The 17535-nt window shown below is 46.5% G+C and carries 14 protein-coding genes; 13 read left to right on the forward strand and 1 reads right to left on the reverse strand.

The features are described 5' to 3' along the window. Positions 1–159 precede the first annotated feature (159 nt). From ACFGVR_RS15365 to ACFGVR_RS15385, 5 genes are all read left to right on the forward strand, one after another. Positions 160–783 (forward strand): transposase, encoded by a 624-nt coding sequence (locus ACFGVR_RS15365; RefSeq protein ID WP_448698198.1) that lies wholly within the window; start codon positions 160–162, stop codon positions 781–783. A gap of 262 nt (positions 784–1045) precedes the next feature. Then, positions 1046–2071, forward strand: coding sequence for a hypothetical protein (locus ACFGVR_RS15370; protein ID WP_448698199.1), 1026 nt, complete (start codon positions 1046–1048; stop codon positions 2069–2071). 55 nt (positions 2072–2126) lie between these two features. Further along, the gene (locus tag ACFGVR_RS15375; protein WP_448698200.1) at positions 2127–5348 is read left to right on the forward strand and encodes a hypothetical protein; all 3222 of its coding nucleotides are present in this window, start codon (positions 2127–2129) and stop codon (positions 5346–5348) included. Next, the gene (locus ACFGVR_RS15380) at positions 5345–9472 is read left to right on the forward strand and encodes a DUF6443 domain-containing protein (RefSeq protein WP_448698201.1); all 4128 of its coding nucleotides are present in this window, start codon (positions 5345–5347) and stop codon (positions 9470–9472) included. The genes ACFGVR_RS15375 and ACFGVR_RS15380 overlap by 4 nt, the downstream gene beginning before the upstream one ends. Before the next feature lie 5 nt (positions 9473–9477). Further along, a complete protein-coding gene (locus ACFGVR_RS15385; RefSeq protein WP_448698202.1) occupies positions 9478–9819 on the forward strand; it encodes a hypothetical protein in 342 nt (113 codons plus the stop codon). 50 nt (positions 9820–9869) lie between these two features. On the opposite strand, the gene ACFGVR_RS15390 is transcribed toward ACFGVR_RS15385, so the two are convergent. Further along, a complete protein-coding gene (locus ACFGVR_RS15390) occupies positions 9870–10199 on the reverse strand; it encodes a helix-turn-helix domain-containing protein (protein WP_448703039.1) in 330 nt (109 codons plus the stop codon). A 91-nt stretch (positions 10200–10290) separates the two neighbouring features. Between ACFGVR_RS15390 and ACFGVR_RS15395 the strand changes: the two genes are divergently transcribed. The 8 genes from ACFGVR_RS15395 to ACFGVR_RS15430 all read left to right on the forward strand — a co-directional run bounded on the left by ACFGVR_RS15395 (position 10291) and on the right by ACFGVR_RS15430 (position 17501). Beyond that, entirely contained in the window at positions 10291–10491 is a 201-nt protein-coding gene (locus ACFGVR_RS15395; RefSeq protein ID WP_448698203.1) for a hypothetical protein, read from the forward strand. Continuing rightward, positions 10488–10883, forward strand: a complete 396-nt coding sequence (locus tag ACFGVR_RS15400) for a hypothetical protein (RefSeq protein WP_448698204.1) — start codon at positions 10488–10490, stop codon at positions 10881–10883. The genes ACFGVR_RS15395 and ACFGVR_RS15400 overlap by 4 nt, the downstream gene beginning before the upstream one ends. 565 nt (positions 10884–11448) lie before the next feature. Next, positions 11449–11871, forward strand: coding sequence for a type IV pilin protein (locus tag ACFGVR_RS15405; RefSeq protein ID WP_448698205.1), 423 nt, complete (start codon positions 11449–11451; stop codon positions 11869–11871). Between the two features lies 1 nt (position 11872). Next, positions 11873–12400 carry a hypothetical protein gene (locus tag ACFGVR_RS15410; protein ID WP_448698206.1) on the forward strand — a complete coding sequence of 176 codons (528 nt, stop codon included), beginning with the start codon at positions 11873–11875 and terminating at the stop codon, positions 12398–12400. Further along, a complete protein-coding gene (locus ACFGVR_RS15415) occupies positions 12397–13830 on the forward strand; it encodes a GspE/PulE family protein (RefSeq protein ID WP_448698207.1) in 1434 nt (477 codons plus the stop codon). Before ACFGVR_RS15410 ends, ACFGVR_RS15415 begins: the two co-directional genes overlap by 4 nt. A 7-nt stretch (positions 13831–13837) precedes the next feature. Next, on the forward strand, positions 13838–15760 hold the full coding sequence (locus ACFGVR_RS15420) for a type II secretion system protein GspD (protein ID WP_448698208.1): 1923 nt from the start codon (positions 13838–13840) through the stop codon (positions 15758–15760). A 1-nt stretch (position 15761) separates the two neighbouring features. Continuing rightward, a complete protein-coding gene (locus ACFGVR_RS15425) occupies positions 15762–16973 on the forward strand; it encodes a hypothetical protein (protein ID WP_448698209.1) in 1212 nt (403 codons plus the stop codon). A gap of 3 nt (positions 16974–16976) precedes the next feature. After that, the gene (locus ACFGVR_RS15430; protein WP_448698210.1) at positions 16977–17501 is read left to right on the forward strand and encodes a hypothetical protein; all 525 of its coding nucleotides are present in this window, start codon (positions 16977–16979) and stop codon (positions 17499–17501) included. Positions 17502–17535: the final 34 nt, after the last annotated feature.

Below are 17535 nucleotides of genomic sequence, written 5' to 3' on the forward strand. Positions count from 1 at the left end.
AAACCACTACATCTGTAGCGGTATTGTAAATATATCGACTAATGTACAAGATTAAACAACACATTAGCTTGTATTTGTGAATCATTCAATTACTCTCATCACCGACAATCCCGAACTGCTGCACTATAAAGCAGAGAAGCTACACAAGAATTGGCTCTGATGACCTCACTCCGCCGCCGCCTGGTGAATGTCCGGACGGCCTTAAAGCGTCCCCTCAAAGAACATGGTCAGTTTCATCAGCAAAAGGATCATCAACGCTTATCGAATATGTGTATTTCGACATTGGAGGCCATTGAACACGATATCGGAGTCGTTGATCAGCATATGCAAACGATTGTCGGAAAAGATGAACGGCTGCACCAGCTGATGGAACTGGTGACCTCGGTTCCGAGCATCGGCACGTTAACCGGCTTACAGATTATCATCTGCACCAACGAATTTAAAAGCATCCGGGACCCGAAGAAATTTGCTTGTTATGCCGGAGTGGCACCCTTTATTAACGAATCCGGTAAATATAAAGGCAAAGCCAAACTATCCAATATTGCCAATAAGCGAATGAAAGCACTGCTCCATCTGAGTGCATTGTGTGCCATTAGAAACATCCCGGAAATCAAAGCCTATTTCGAGAGACGAACCAAAATCGACAATAAGCCCAGGATGTCGGTGGTTAATGCGATTCGATATAAGATCATCCTGCGAATCTTCGCGTGTGTGAATCAAAATCGAATGTATGAAAAAGTATATGACCGGAATTCCCGCAATGTTCAAGATGCTGTCAACTGAATATTGATGTTTGATATTTTTCGAGAGGGTTTAAACGTAGGCCGACTGATACCAGGTCGGTTGGTTAGGTCATCCTCATTTAACTTATTGTCTATTAATTAAAAGCGGCAGTTAATTAAGGCTATTTTCAGGAATGTTAATAATATTAATGCCGTTTTATTTGAATATGTTGCTCCGGTTGTCAATATTTGCCGGTATTAATTGCGTATGATTGTTTCTGCGCTCCCCTTAGTTATTGTATTTATCACTATTGAATAAACCTATGAAAAAAATTTTCCTTGCCACGATAGTGGCCATGGCTATGTATGGCCAATCCTCAGCGCAAACGACCAACACTTTTCCAGCAAGCGGCAACGCCGGCATCGGTACGACGAGCCCGAGCGAATCTCTAAGTATTGAAGGTGGGCCGGCGCATGGGAAGATATTCATTGCCACCCCGTTCGCGGATGCCATACTTAAGATGTACAGGTGGTCAGGAACCGGTAGTGTGTATTTTCCCTGGTATATTGGGATAGGCCCGGCAGATGGAAGCGGGAGTTTTTCGATCATGAATGGTTCTCCAACGTATGTTGGGAGTGAGGGAATGGGCGAAGTGTTCCACATAAGCGGTAACGGCAACACAGGTATCGGCGTTAGCAACCCCCTTTCCCTTTTTCAGGTGGAGGACGGCGTTAGTAAAGCGTCTATTGGTAGTGCGGGTGATTCACAGGTACTTAATTGGGGTACGAGTTATTTGGGATTCAACGCTTCAAGAATCGGCTCCGGCTCCAATTGCAGTTGGCTAACCAACGGTGACAATAACAATAATGGCGGTGGGGTAATTTATAGTTCGGTCTTCGGGGACATGTATTTCGCAACCGTACCAACTACCGGGGCTACGGGCCAAACGCTGTTCGACGCCGACATCGCCGGCCATATTGCACTCAAAATTTCGCACACTGATGGAGCAGTATATGCTAAACAAGTCTATGTGCAGACCAGCGGGTTTCCTGACTATGTATTCAAAAAGGATTACAAGCTCATGCCGCTTGCGCAGGTGAAATCGTATATCGACCAGAACCATCATTTGCCGGATATGCCAGCTGCAGCTGTCGTTGAAAAAGACGGGATCAATTTGGGTGAGATGAACAAATTATTAACCAAAAAAGTTGAAGAATTGACGCTCTATCTGATCGAAAAAGATGGTCGTGACAAAGAGAAAGAAACACAGCTCCGTTCCCAACAACAACAGATAGATCAGCTTAAACAACAAATAGTGATCTTAATGAAAGCCTCCAATAAAAACTGATCCCGAATAAAAAGATAATACACCATATTGACACCGCACCCGCGGCCTTACCACAATGATCATAAGTAATTTCCATTTCAAGTTTGTTATTTGGTCGGCATTTCTTTTGTCGACATCGAGAGTTCTCGGTCAAAATGACTATCGCCCGAACAAGATCATCCCGCCGTCCCCGACCGCAGCCGCCTTGGGGACATATGGGGATGTGCCTGTAAGTTACAATACGGGCAAGATAAATATCAATATACCTCTTTACGACGCCAGATCTGGTGACGTCAGTATTCCTGTAAGTTTACAATATGATGCGTCAGGAGTCAGAGTTGCGCAGGATGCAAGCTGGGTGGGTTTAGGATGGTCTTTAAATTGCGGAGGCGTAATTACCCGTTCTATAAGGGGAGTTGATGACTTCGATAGCAACGGATACATGTTTGCGCCATCGCTACCTGACCCCGCAAATTTAAATTCAAGCAATCTTAATAAGATCCGGGATATCGTTCAGAACGGTATAGATGGCGAACCCGATATTTTTTTCTACAATTTCGGGAAGGACGCCGGCAAATTTGTGATGGGTAAACAGGCGGACGGCAGCCCTGTGCTGATGCAGAATAAAAATAACCTAAAGATCAATTATATTCCTTCTGAGCGCCGATGGATCATCGTCACAGCAGACGGTACTGCATTTTATTTTGGTACATCTGAGAAATCGACTAGCTATTCAAACGGTTCGCAGAATACTGCTCTTACTGGATTGTCCACACATTTTACCAGTTCATATCACGAAAACACGACGGCTTGGTATTTAGATTCTATAAGATCGGTTAACAATCATACAGTGAGATTCTATTACGATATTGGGGAAAGCCTGAGTTTGGTAAGCAGAGGTCAAACGCGGTATGATTTTGTGCATTACGATGCTTTTGCATCCGGAATACCTCTGGCGAGCGTATATAATTATTTCGATAATTCTCGACAAGCTATTCATGATATTTATCTGCGCAAGGTCGCGTTCGATTCAGGATATCTCTTATTTGACCGGGAAGAAAGACAAGACATAGAACGGAACTCAGAAACCAGCGCTGTTCCTCAAAAACTTGCCGGTATTGAACTATATAATAACGCGAACGTTCTTTTAAAACACTTTTCGTTTTACACTTCGTATTTTACAAATGGCAGCAGCACGGGTTACAACAATAAAAGGCTCAAGCTTGACTCAGTCTCTGAGTTCGGTCAGAACAATGAGCCCAAGTCGCCTTACCGGTTCGCTTATTTTGAACCGAATGCCCTGCCTGACAAATATTCCCGCCAAGTCGACAATTGGGGCTATCCCTCGGTGTTTTACAGCCCCGTACTGCCAGGCGAAGAATTGCCGACCCTGCTAAGCCCCGTAAAGGTAAATTCGACAATGTTCTTTCCAGGCGCGACCCGCCCACCCGATACCACCGGGCTTATCCTCCGCAGGGGAACGCTCTCGTCAATAACTTATCCCACCGGCGGACATACGGTCTTCGAGTTCGAGCCCCAGGAATCTCGGCCCTTTTATTACGGGTACAACTATCGCGTAAGTACGACGTCGCTTTTTGCCTTCTCCGATCCCGACAGTCAGCAATACCAGCTTACTAGCGGGTTCGACCTGGCGGAGGAAACTGCCGTTACTTTCACGCCCAGCGCCTACGTGATCAGCGGGAGCGAGACCCTCTCCCCAAGTCAATACATCGGCTATTTAAAAAATTCCGGCGGCACAGTGCTCAAGTCATTCAACATGGCCAGTGGCGTGCAGTACGTCGTTTTGCCGCTGGGGCATTACACCATCGAGGTCAACACGATAAGTAATTACAATGTCCACCTTTTCGCGGAATACGACGTAAAAATTGGCGTACCGAGCGTAAAGGGCGGAGGGCAGAGGATCAGATCGATCCGCAACTTCGATCACAACGGAAAGAATTTAAGTGCAAAAAGATTTGTGTACACCCAAAATGGCTTAGCAAGCGGCCTTTCCTCCGGGCACTGGATATCCCGGGATCTGAATAATTTTTTTGCTGAAGTGAATCAGCAGGATGGTACTCAAGGCGATGGTCAGCAGTCCTCGGGCCAGTATCTTTGCAGGACAACATCCTCAACAATTTCTCCGGGGTTTTCTGCACAAGGCAATCCGATCGGTTATGACAAGGTTACCGTACTGGAGGGGGAGAACGGTGAAGGCGGACGAACAGAATACAATTATTTTAATACCGAAGACGTGTTTGTTCCTTTTCCCGGGTTCCCGGCAACAAGTAATACACAAAATGGGCAACTGGATTCTGTGGTGGTTAAAAACAGTGATGGCGCAGTCCAAAAAAGAACGCTTTATGAGTATACGCCAAAAGAAAGTGATATGATCAGGGGCCTGAAAAGCTACCATGCGCTACCCTCCTCGTCGCTCGCTGGATTCACGCTGGATTATATCGCGTCATATGACAACCTGTCCACCTGGCGGGTGCTGTCCTCAGAGAAGGAGTATACATACCTCACCGGCCAGACCTACAGCACCATTAAAAACTATCTTTATGATGATCCGACACATCGATTGAGAACAGGCGAAAGTTTTTTTGCATCAGATGGGGGCGTTATTTCTACGACGTACAAATATCCTATCGATTTCTCTTCCCAGCAGCCCTACAGGGACATGGTGGACAGGCACATCATTTCCCCGGTCATCGAACTGTTGAGCAACAAGAACTCTGATCTGCTGACGGCAAGACGCACAGAATACCAGGACTGGGGGAACGGCATCGTGGCCCCGGTCACAGTAAAAAGTAAAAAAGGGGGAGGGGCTTACGATACAAGATTGCGATATTACGGATACGATGGCAAGGGGAACATGCTAAGCTTAGGTAAAGAGGGCGATGTCACATCCAGCTACGTTTGGGGTTACGGCCAGACCCTTCCGGTCATCAAGGCCGACAACGTATCGGTGGCGGAGCTGGACGCGAAGGTTTCTGCGGCGGTCTCCGAAGCCGGGTATCCCGATCTGGACACCTTCCTGGCATCTGTCGGGCAGTTGACCGCACCTGCTCAAAAGGCGGCGTGGAAAAATTTCAATGTGAACCTGCGTTCAAAGTTCGTTTCTGCAAACGTATCGATCGCCAGCTATGCCTATGATCCCCTCTTTGGAGCGGTCTGCGAGACCGACGGGAACAGCCTGTCGACTTTTTACGAGTACGACGGCCTGGGCAGGGTGACGATCGTCAGGGACAACAGCAACAACATAATCAAAACCTTTACTTATCAATACCGCAAATGAGAACGATCAGAATCATAAAAACCACAGCGCTCCGGCATTGTGCACTGGTGCTGCTTTTGGTATCTGCATTTGGAACAGCGAGCGCCCAAATAGCGGCGATGGAGATCAGAGGAAAAGCTTCCGTTAACCCGAACGAAACCTGCACATACACTATAGTATTTAAAGATATGAAAGGCAACGTGGTGCCTCCGCCAACGCTGAGCGACCCGCCAAATTGGAACTTATATGCAAGCGGGGGTGACATTAACAACAGCACACCGTTCTCAAGCACGGTCGCCTGGCCCGACGATGGGGGAGGCCTGGCAGAGGTTGGGTTCGACGCCGAATTTACAATGAACGGCGTATTTGGGACGCACTATGTTCGTTTTCCTGTCAGGGTCCTCTCGCCCGTTCCCGTGCCGGTGATCGGCGCAAGCAACAGCGGTTTGCTGAGTTCCGGTAATACCGTGATTTTAAGCGTTCCCAACTTCAGCTACGACTCCTACGCGTGGCAGGATGCCAGCGGCTCACAGATAGCGGGTGCCACGGGTGCCACACTGACCGTAAGTCAGCCTGGCGTTTTCAAGGTCCAGGTAACAAAAGGCACTGTTTCCTACACCTCTGCGGTAAGATCCGTGATCCTAAAAGACTCGGTGACCAACATGAACAGTATAACGGCGACCACGGTAAGGGTGCCCGGGATCATGTCTTATCTGGATACAGAGGGGCTGCCTGCCGGGTCGGCAAGCCGGGCCACGCAGTATTTCGACGGACTAGGCAGGCTGAAGCAGACCGTAAGTAAGCAGGGGGCGCCCTCGCAGCAGGACATTATTCAACCAGTGGTCTACGATCAGTACGGCCGGCAGAACAGAAGCCTGTTACCTTACGCCGATGGGAATAACGGACTATACAGGCCGCGTGCAGTAGAAGATCCGGCAGCCAGTTCAGCCTATGATGTTGTCAGGTATCAGTCGGGTGAACAATATACTTTTTATCGTTCTCAGGCCAATGTAGCGCATGACACTTATGCCTATGGCGAAACCATTTTTGAATCATCGCCGCTGAACCGCCCCGTACAAGCGTACGGCCCCGGCGAGAACTGGCGCGACAACCAGAAAGCAACGGGCTATTCGTATCTGACAAACGTTAACGGTACTAGTGGCGGCGCTGAAAGGGTCATCAACTGGGTGGTCGACCCGCAGGGGAACCCGCAGCGGAGCGCCATGAATTACTATCCCACCGGTTCGCTTTCAGTAAAGGTCATCAAGGACGAGAACGGCGCATCCGTACGCGAATACACGAACAAAGAGGGCAAGCTTATACTGAAAAAGGTGCAGGCCGTCATGTATTCTCCCGATCCGGTCAACAGGGACCATTGGGCCCAAACCTTTTACATTTACGACGATCAAGAGGACCTGCGCGTTGTGCTGCAGCCTGAATTGGTCAGAAAGGTGATGCAGGACGATAGCTATAACCCGACGGAAGACGACCTTGCCAAATTTGCTTTCCGGTACAAGTACGACGAACGCGGCCGGGTGGTGGAAAAAAGTGTACCTGGCGCTTCTGTGACCTATTTGGTTTACGACAAGGCAGACCGCCTGATCTTGACGCAGGATGGTAACAGGAGGGTTAACAACGAATGGGCGTTCAACAAATACGACGCCCTCGACCGGGTCGTGGTCACCGGGATCTATCGTCCGGGCTCCACGATCAGCAGGCAGGATATGCAGGACACGGTTTACAATAAGGGCATACAGAACGCTACCCCTCCCTCGTCGCCGGAAGCGACCCGCTTTGGAACGGATATCGTATCCGATCACTACGACGGATATGCTGCCTACCAGGCCAGCCATTCTATTTCATTAAAACCAGGCTTTGGTTTTAGTGCGTCCATTGGAAATTCATTTGCAGCAAAGATCGGGGCCGGAAGCCAGACGGTCGATGCGGTCTTTCCCGAGCGGGATACAGAGCTGCTAACGCTCACGTATTATGATAATTATTCAGGCAGCCAGGCCACGCAGGCCCCGGAGTACAACTTTGTTCCACTGGTGCCCAGGGTGAACGACATTCAGGGTTTGACCGCCTCGACCAGCGTCAGGGTACTCGGGACGCCCAGTTGGATACACACCAGGATGTATTATGACGACCACAACCGCGTTGTGCAAAGCATCAGCAATAATCTATTAGGGGGCACTGACCGCAATACTATCAACTACGACTTTAATGGTCAGATATTGCAACAATTGCACACACCGGTGAATTACGCAGGTAAGACAGTTTTGGAAGAATTCACCTACGATCATACAGGAAGGCCGCTTACCCATCGTCACAAGGTCGACAATGACCCTGAGGTCACGATCGCCAGCAATACATACAACGAGGTCGGCCAGCTCCTTACCAAGAGCCAGCATGGTAGCGCGCAAAGCATGAACTATGCTTATAATATCCGTGGCTGGCTGAGTTCTATAAATGACCCTGCTGCCTTATCTGCCAGCCAACTTTTTGCCCTGAAACTGAACTACGACCAACCGGAAGCCGGAGCGGCTACCCAGTTCAACGGCAATATCTCGGAGGCCGTATGGAAAACGTTGGGAGACGCCAAAAGCAGGGCATTTGCCTATAGCTACGATCCGATGAACCGATTGACTAATTCCGTGTACAACGATAACGGCGGTACAGGCTGGAACGTAAACAATGCCTACAGCGAGGCGATAACCGGTTACGACCAGAACGGCAACATATTGAGCCTTGACCGCTGGGGTATCATTTCCGGCAGCACGACGCACATGGATGCATTGACCTATACCTATAGCGGCAACCAGGTAAAAAAGATAGAAGACCTGGGTACCAGCGATGGGTTCAACAACGGCGCCAACGTATCTGTAGAATATACTTACGACGCGAACGGAAGCCAGACCAGCGACAAAAATAAGGGGGTAGACAGCATACAATACAACTACCTGAACCTGCCCAGCCATATTGTTTTGAGCAATGGCGGCTGGATAAATTATACCTACGACGCTACAGGGAAAAAGCTTAAAAAACAGAGCAGCCTTACTGGTCAGACCCGCTACTATATAGCCGGGCAGGAATTTGACGGAAATAATTTTGACCTGCTGCACACGACCGAAGGCAGGTGGACCACAGGAGCATCGTATGAATATTTCCTAAAAGATCACCTGGGTAATACGCGCGCGTTATTCGGCATCAACAGTTCAGGTCAAGCCGACCTAAAAGATAAAACAGACTATTACGCGTTCGGAATGATAATGCCAAATTCTGGCCTGACATCTACAGGAAATAAGTACCTTTATAACGGAAAGGAAATTCAAGAAGAATTAGGCCAATATGATTACGGCGCAAGGTTCTATGATCCGGTGATTGCCAGGTGGACGGCGATTGATCCTAAAACCGAAGCGTATCCTAATTGGAGTGGTTACAATTATGCCTTAAATAATCCAGTAAAATATATAGATCCTAATGGTGAAGATGTCTATCTCACAATTTGGGGGACACATGATGGAAATATTGGACATGCTGGAATCGCAGTTGATAACTATAGAACCGAGGAAGTCAAAGATAAACACGGGAATACAAAATTAGATAAGCATGGAAACGCGATCACAAAACAGGTTAAAACTGGTACCGTGACGTACTATGATCTTTGGCCAGGCGGAGATGGTGCCGGTAAAAGTAATTTCGATAAAGATATTCCAGCTGCGTACGGAGGAACAGTTACCACATTAGAGGCGTTGAAGAATTCTGATGTGTCTGGATCTGAAGGACGAGCCGCTGATGGAGTTATTAAATTTTCGACCAATGCCTCTACTGATGCGGCCGTAGTAGATGGGCTTAATGCTTTTAAGGAGGCAAACTCTTCATATAATGGCCTAAAGTGTAATTGCTCTGATTTTGCAAAAGAGGGCGTTTTATATGCTGCTCCACCCGGAACGCCTTTAACTAATTATAGAGAAAAAATTGGTTCAACTAATGCAACGACTCCTAATCAATTATGGAAGGCTGCATCTGAACTAAAAAATGCAACGATCATTAAAGACCCTGGAACAAAAGTTCAAAAGACTTTTATAGAAGGTGTTACAGGTGGTGGAATGCGTCAAAAAGCGGCAGAAAAAAGGGTAAATTGAAAATCATGAAACATACAATAATTGTAATTTGTATTTTAATTGGAAGTATATTGGGGTGTCAGAATAGCTTTATAATCGACAATAATAATATTAGGGCTATCAAGTTTTACTTGAGTAAAGACAACCATGTTCCTTCTGAAATAACAGATAAAAATAATATACAACGAATAGTTGCTGAATTAAATAGAGCTAAAAGAGAATTAGCGGTTTTTAAGGCAATTTGTACTTTGAAAATCGTTTATGCCGATGGCAAAGAGCAGTTAGTATTATGTAATAATAATCGGATAAAAGTAAATGGATTAACTTATACTCTTAATAAGTCGATTACTGAAATAATGGATGAATAATAGCCTCAGTTAGCAATATAAGTCAAAGCCTGGCCATGCGCCGGGCTTTGTTATTTAGCGAGTTCCTGAACGTGCCTTTTGGTGATGAAAGCATCAATGAAGGTCTTAACCAGGTGCTTGTCTTCGGGGCTTAAAAGTTCCACTTCTTTAAACTGTTTAAGCAGTTCCTTATCGGCCAGTTGAGCGGCCACCGCTTCATCCTGGCTGCCCATCATTAAAAAATCTGTAGTGATGCCAAATACAGCGGCCAGCTTCTGTAGCACATCCGAAGAGGGTGCCGACTTCTGCGTTTCATAACGCCCGATCTGGATATAAATTAGACCTAGCTTTTCGGCTAATTCTGACTGCGTGAGTTTAAGCGCAGTTCTAAACTCTTTGATTCGTTACCCAATATTATTTCCTGACATAATGAGGTAGCTAAATGCAATGCTTATACATCAAAAATAAGCATAAAAGCTAATTATTGAAACATTGTGCATAAAAGATGATGCCTTATTGCTCAATATCAACGGTAAAAGATTGAGCGGTGCTACCGCTTACGAACGCCTGCAAAAACTAAGAACTGAAGCAAAGCTAAAGAAAGCCATCGGCTTGCATACGCAAAGTCAATCAAAATTCTTTTGTCCGAACGGCAGAGAAATGATGACACTGTTTTGTATCGTCATTTCATGAATTTTGGAAAAGAAGCTATTCCTGATCTGATAAATAATATTGACAACAATAAAAAGGGTTATTCAGGAAGTTTTGACCCGGAAAATTCCAACTTAAAAGAACTCAACAATTTCAATGGTATTCATGCAGCATATGTTATTGAATTGATTTTGAGCGGAGGAGATGTTAATTTAGATAATAAAAAGAATTATAAACGATACCTTCTCTTTATACGGAATATAATCATAAAAAATGCCGGGTATCAACCATTAGAATATAAAGATGTAGTTACAATCAAACAGTTGTATCAAACTTGGTGGGCTAAAAATAAAGAAAAGTCTATTAGTGAACTCAATAAGAATTGGCAAAATAGGAAAAGACCCTTGCAAGGCTCTTCTTATAACTGGTTTTAAAATGATTTTGTAGTGAAGCTATTACTCTACTTCTTATAAGCCATACTTTTTAAGAAGTTCTTTTAACTTCTGCTCAGATACTAATAACTCAATTAACCTATAAACAGCAGATTGATCTTCTGAGGATAGGTTATTGATATTTATTTAATAGTGCTTCCGATTGAGTAGAGTTCGTTTTATTTAAACTTAACAGTTCATTCACTGTAATATTGAAGTGACGGGTGCTGTTACGGATATTTCCCTTTGCCCTTTCTCAATCTTAGAATAATTCGAACAATGTATACCAACAGATTTGCAATCTGTTGCCGGGTCATTCCTCTTTCTTCTGATTACCAATATGCGTAACACTTTGCCACACAAAAGTGGATCCACATGGAAAAATCCAGCTATGCATGGTGGGCTTATGGGTGACTCGGGTTGACATGAAAAAGCGGCGAGAGCCCGAAATGCGCTATAACCCTCTGTGGATTACCACAAATTTTAGGTAAAGTGGACTTTACGGGTTTGTTTTATTGGTATTTGCGATTAAATTGGTTAAATTTGCAGCTTAGAATTTCCCCCGTTCATGATGCAGACTTCAGTCTTCAAGAAAAGAATCAAAGCCTATACCCTCACCGAGATCTTAGTGGTACTGGTGATCATTGGCATTTTGGTGTTGCTGGCTTTGCCCAATCTTTTGCCGTTAATTACCAGAGCCAAGAGCCTGGAGGCCAAAGAGCAATTGGAGCACGTTTGTACCCTGGAAAAAACCTTTTTTTATGAAAAATCTAAATACAGCACCGATCTTAACGCCATTGGCTTTTTACAGGAGAAGTTAAGTACGGACAGCAAGGATGGCCGGGCCAATTATCGCGTCGAGATCATCAGCGCGACCAGCACGACATTCACTGCGCGGGCAACTGCTGTCGTAGATTTCAATGGTAACGGCACTTTTAATGTATGGGAAGTAGACCAGGACAAGAATATCAAAGAAGTGACCCCCGATTGACGTGCTGATTTTTCAATTACCCCTAATTTTCATTCTTTTCGCAATTTTCCTTCAGGACATCAAAAGCCGGTCGGTGTATTGGTTTTGGTTCCCGCTGCTGTCGGTTCTTTTCGTGCTATCCAATTATTTTCTGAAGCATTTAACGTGGACCGAGCTCAGCGGGAACATCGCTTTGAACCTGCTGTTTATCGGGTTGCAATTATTTTTGGTGACCGTTTATTTTTCGGTTAAGCACAGCCGTTGGGTCAATATCAGCAAAGACTTATTGGGGCTTGGGGACATGCTGTTTTTAATAGCCATTGCATTTTATCTCTCCATACTGAATTATATTGTTTTCTATATCAGTAGTTTAGTGATCATCGTCCTATGCTGGAGTGTCATCCGACTATTGTCAAAAAAAAACCAGCAACAAATACCTTTGGCCGGCTTGCAGGCCATCCTGTTCATGGTATTTTTAATCGCTCAACGCTGGTCAGATCAAATCGATTTGACCAGCGATAACTGGTTGTTACCTTCCCTCTATCCATGAATTTTGCCGACGACCTTGTTTTATTAACGGATAATATCCACCTGCTGACGAAAGACCAGGCCTGGCATTACCGTATTCTTCCGAAACAAAAGAGCGGTTCCACTTTTACTTTGTATTGCGAGGAAAAAAGCGAGCAGGCCAGCCTGGTCGCTGAGCTGGAAATCCTGCTGGGTCTGACGATCCAGCTGGAGGCTATCCCGGCTGCACAGATCGCCCGGCTCCTGTCGACCTACTACATCAAGGATGGCGCTGCACAAGGCGTCTCCCGGCTGCCTTTCCAAAAAGACGCAGATGATTTTCTGCTGAATCTGATCGGAGAAGCCAAAAATCTGAAAAGCAGTGATATCCATATCGAAAGCTATGAAAACAAGTGTCGCGTGCGTATCCGGATCGACGGCATGATGGTAGAGCGGTACCTGTTAAAACGCGAAGAATATCCCGCGCTGATCAATAAGATCAAGATCATGTCAAATCTGGATATCTCTGAAAAACGCCTGCCGCAGGACGGGCGTATTAATTTCAAACATCAGGACCAGCAGTTTGACATCCGGGTTTCTATCCTGCCGACCTTACACGGCGAAAAAGTGGTGTTACGTTTGTTGAATCATGATGCCACGGATATTGACCTGAACAACCTTGGCTTTTCAGCGTTCGACCTGGACAATTACCTGCAAGGCGCCAAACGACCTAACGGGATCCTGTTGATCAGCGGCCCGACGGGTTCCGGAAAAACGACGACTTTATATGCCACCCTGAAACTCTTAAATAAAGAGACCCGCAACATCCTGACCGTCGAAGATCCGGTGGAATACACCCTGGAGGGCATTAACCAGGTGCAACTCAAGGAATCAATCGGTTTAGGTTTTGCTGCGGCATTGCGGACATTCTTGCGGCAAGATCCGGACGTGATCATGGTGGGCGAGATCAGGGATACCGAAACGGCCAATATGGCGATCCGGGCGGCATTGACCGGCCACCTGGTCCTTTCAACCATTCACACGAATTCGGCGTGGGGGACGGTTTCCAGGCTGATCGATATGGGCATTCCGCCTTTTTTGGTGGCCAATACCCTGAACACCACTGTTGCCCAGCGATTGATCAGGTTGTTGTGTCCGCATTGCAAAAAAGAAAAAGAATTGAATACCGATCTGTATCCCAAACAATTCAAGCCTTACGCAAAAGTAGAGAAACACTTTACGCCTCATGGCTGTGAACAATGCTACTACACCGGTTACAAAGGACGAAAAGCGGTGTACGAAGTGATCCCGGTAGACCAGGATCTGGCCAGGGAAATCAAACACGGGAATATGTATATCAATGAACTTCTGAAGGAGCGTCATATCCAAACGCTAGCCGAAAATGCTTTCAGGATATTCAGCGATGGCATGACCAGTCTGGAAGAGATCTATCCACTTTTATTTAATGATTAAGTTGTATATGAATAAAAAAATTACGCTGTTTATTTTGAATGTTCTTTTGTGTGTCTCCATCAGCGTAAGTGCCCAGCAGAATCGAATACAGGCTATTCAAAATCAATTGGATAAACTGGCATTGACCGTACCCGGGCTGAATGAGCTGGTTAACTCCTCGGTCAATGGGGCATCGGTACAGGAGTTTGTGACCACTTTGGCCAAATCAAATAACCTGAGTGTCAATATTGATCCCAAGCTGAATATCAAAGTGGTCAATAGTTTTAACAATGTCACCGCGTCGAATGTGATCGTCTTTTTGGCTAAAACCTATAATCTTGACGTTTCCTTCACGGGATCGATCATGACCCTTTCTCCTTATGTCGACCCGAATTTAAATGTACGAACGGCCAAAGAGATCAGGGTGAAATACAACCCCAGTGACCATACCTTAAACATGGAACTGACGGATGACAGTCTGGTTACGGTGACGCGCAAGATCACGCAGCTATCCGGCAAAAACATCGTCGTATCGTCCGCGCTGTCCGGAAAAAAGGTATCCGCTTTTTTTGCCGGCGCCCCGTTTGAAACCGCGATGGAAAAGCTGGCCTTTGCCAACGATATCAAAATGGTGAAAACCAGTGATAATTTTTATCTTTTTCAGGCACTCGGCGAGAATGAAGAAACCTATGTGAACGGCGACCGGAATACCGGAATAAGGAAATCGTTTAAACCTGCAGCCAACGGCCCCGGTGGGAACCTGGGCCTGTTTGTCCGGACCATCGGCGGACAAAAACTGCTCTCTCTTGATTGCAATAACGCCGCTATTCAGGATTTGGTCAAATCAGCATCGCAGGAAACGGGTAAAAACTACTTCCTTTACACGGACATCAAGGGAACGATCACCTCTCACATCGCGGACATCAGTTATGATCATTTTTTAAGCTCCCTGTTCCAGGGAACGGACTATACGTTCAGGATCGATAACAACGGCACCTACTTGATCGGTGACCGGAAATTGGAAGGCCTCCGCAACAGCCGGGTGATCGTCCTGCAAAACCGCTCGATTGATACGGTACAAGCCATGATCCCGGCAGAATGGAAAAAGGGCGTAGAGATCAAAGAGTTCCGGGAGCAGAATACCCTTTTGCTTTCGGGATCAGGGCCGCAAATAGCCGACTTAGAGGCGTATATCAAACAGCTGGACCAACTGGTCCCTATGGTCATGATCGAGGTTACCCTGATCGATGTCAACAAAAGCAGGACCGTCGAAACCGGAATTTCAGCCGGTGTGGCGGATAGCGTTAAAACCGGCGGGACCGTTTTGCCGGGCGTGAACTACACTTTCGGCGCCGGCTCGATCAATGAGTTTTTAGATAAACTGGGTGGTGTCACGCATCTTAATCTGGGGCACGTCATCCCTAATTTTTATGCCACCGTTAAGGCACTGGAAGCCAACAGCAATGTCCAGGTCCATTCGGTGCCCAAGCTCACCACCCTAAACGGACATGTCGCTAAGTTAAGCATCGGGTCAAAGCGGTATTATTCGGTCCAGACCCAAAATGTCATCGGTTCTTTAACACCGACCAATATCGTTACCCAGCAATTTAACGCGATAGAAGCGAACATGGTGATCAATATCAAGCCCGTTGTTTCAGGTAATGACGAAGTGACCCTGGGAATCGTCGTGGATATTACTGATTTTATCGGTACCCCGCCGACCAATGCGCCACCACCCACCTCAACCAGCAAGTTTGAGTCGATTGTCAGAGCGCATAACGAAGATATGATCGTGTTGGGCGGATTGGAAAGAGAGGAAGATACGGACTCGTCATCAGGGGTGCCGCTGTTATCGCGAATACCGGTGCTGAAATGGATCTTCAGCAATAAAAGCAAAACCCATGCGAAAATAGTGACCCTCGTCTTTATCAAACCAACGATTATTCATTAACATGCTCACGCAGTATCTTAACATTCAAACGGCGACCGGGGTGGCCATCACTTTAGCAGGCGATGGTACGCTGACGATCAATGCCTGTCAGGTTACGGCCAACCGGAATCAGCTGGATATTACTGCAAAATTCACCGATCTGAGCACCATCAGGGAGCTCGCCGGACATTTCCCCAAAAAATCACTGATCTCCCTCAATCTGACCGGCAAAGGCATTCTGCATAAGCAGACCGAAAAAGTAGCCGGGCTGACCCCCAATAACTTTGCTCAGCTTTTGCCTAATGCCAGCCTGCAGGACTTCTATGTACAGAATTTTGTATCGGGGGACCGGTCATTCATCTCTGTGATCCGAAAAGCCGAAGCGGACCGGATCATTGACCAGCTCCGGCAGGAAGACCTGATCCCCGTCATGCTGAGTCTCGGGCCTTTTCCGGTTGCTGCTATTTTACCGCAGTTAAATGTCTACGATGCTGAAGTCGTGTTTGACGGGCATGTGCTTAACCGGGATGAACAGTCAAGGATCACTGCTTATCAAAGTGATCCCTCAGCCAGGTCGCCCTTTCCCCTGAAGATCGAATCGGAAAAAATAGAGGAGCGGCTATTGCTGGCTTATGCTTCGGCCTTTCAACTGATCCTGGCACCCAGGCTCGACCCTGTTCAGGCAGCTACAGCAACAACAACGCAAGCCTATACCGATAGCTTAGCCAGAAAGAAATTGCAGGCTTATGGTGGAATGGCACTGATCGCTGTCTTTCTTTTATTGCTGGTCAATTTTATACTTTTTTCGTGGGTCAGTAACGATAATGCGCAAATGGCCTACCGGGTCAGCCGGTCCGCAAAAAGTACCGAAGATATCAAAGGGATCCAGGATCAGATCAAGGTCAAGGAACAGGAACTGCGGATTTTGGGCTGGGATGATGGGACAAACAAAGCCTACCTGCTCGATCAGATGGCTTCGTGTCTGCCTTCAGAGATGACCTGGAAACAGGTTGAAGTGAATCCGGTCGATATCAACCAAAGCCGGATACAAAAACTACTCGTATTTAAAGACAGGCAAATTATCGTTACCGGGTTGTCTGCAAAGATACTTCCGGTCAACGAATGGATGGCCCGGCTCAAGACACAAAAATGGGTGAAGGATATCCGTCTGGAAAACTATACCTTGAATACAGAAAAGGATTCGGGGCAATTTACCTTAACCATTAGTTATTGAGTGATGCTGAAAAACCTGAGCTATAAAAAAGACTATTGGTTACCTGCCGGTACGATCCTGCTGTTGCTGATCTGTTACCAACTGGCCTTTAAAAACACCATTCAGGCTTTCCAGGCGCGCAGCCGGCTTAAAGCGCAGCTTAACCAGGTGGCCGATGTCACCTATGACCCCGGCTATCTGGAAAGGAAGGCCCGGAACCTGGACCGGTTATTGAACCGCTATCAGACAGACACCTTAACTTTGCGGGGAAATACGATCGCGCAAGTCGCCATGATCGCTGAAAAGGAAGGCGTCAAGTTATCGGAAGTACCGGTAGAAGACCCCGCTTACCATACCGCTCATTTTATCATCCAGCAACTGGAGTTTGAGGGCGCTTATTCCTCCCTGGTCAAAACACTTGATAACCTGGCGCATAACAAGACCATCGGCGTTCTCCGTTCTGTGAGTTTCCGGGTAACCAATACGGAAACGGCTGATCTGTCGCGAATCAAGATCGTGATGACTGTCTTGGTTGAAGCAAAAAAATAGGCATTTTCTGTATCGGTTGGTAAAATCTTTAAAC

This window comes from Mucilaginibacter aureus, assembly GCF_053514885.1.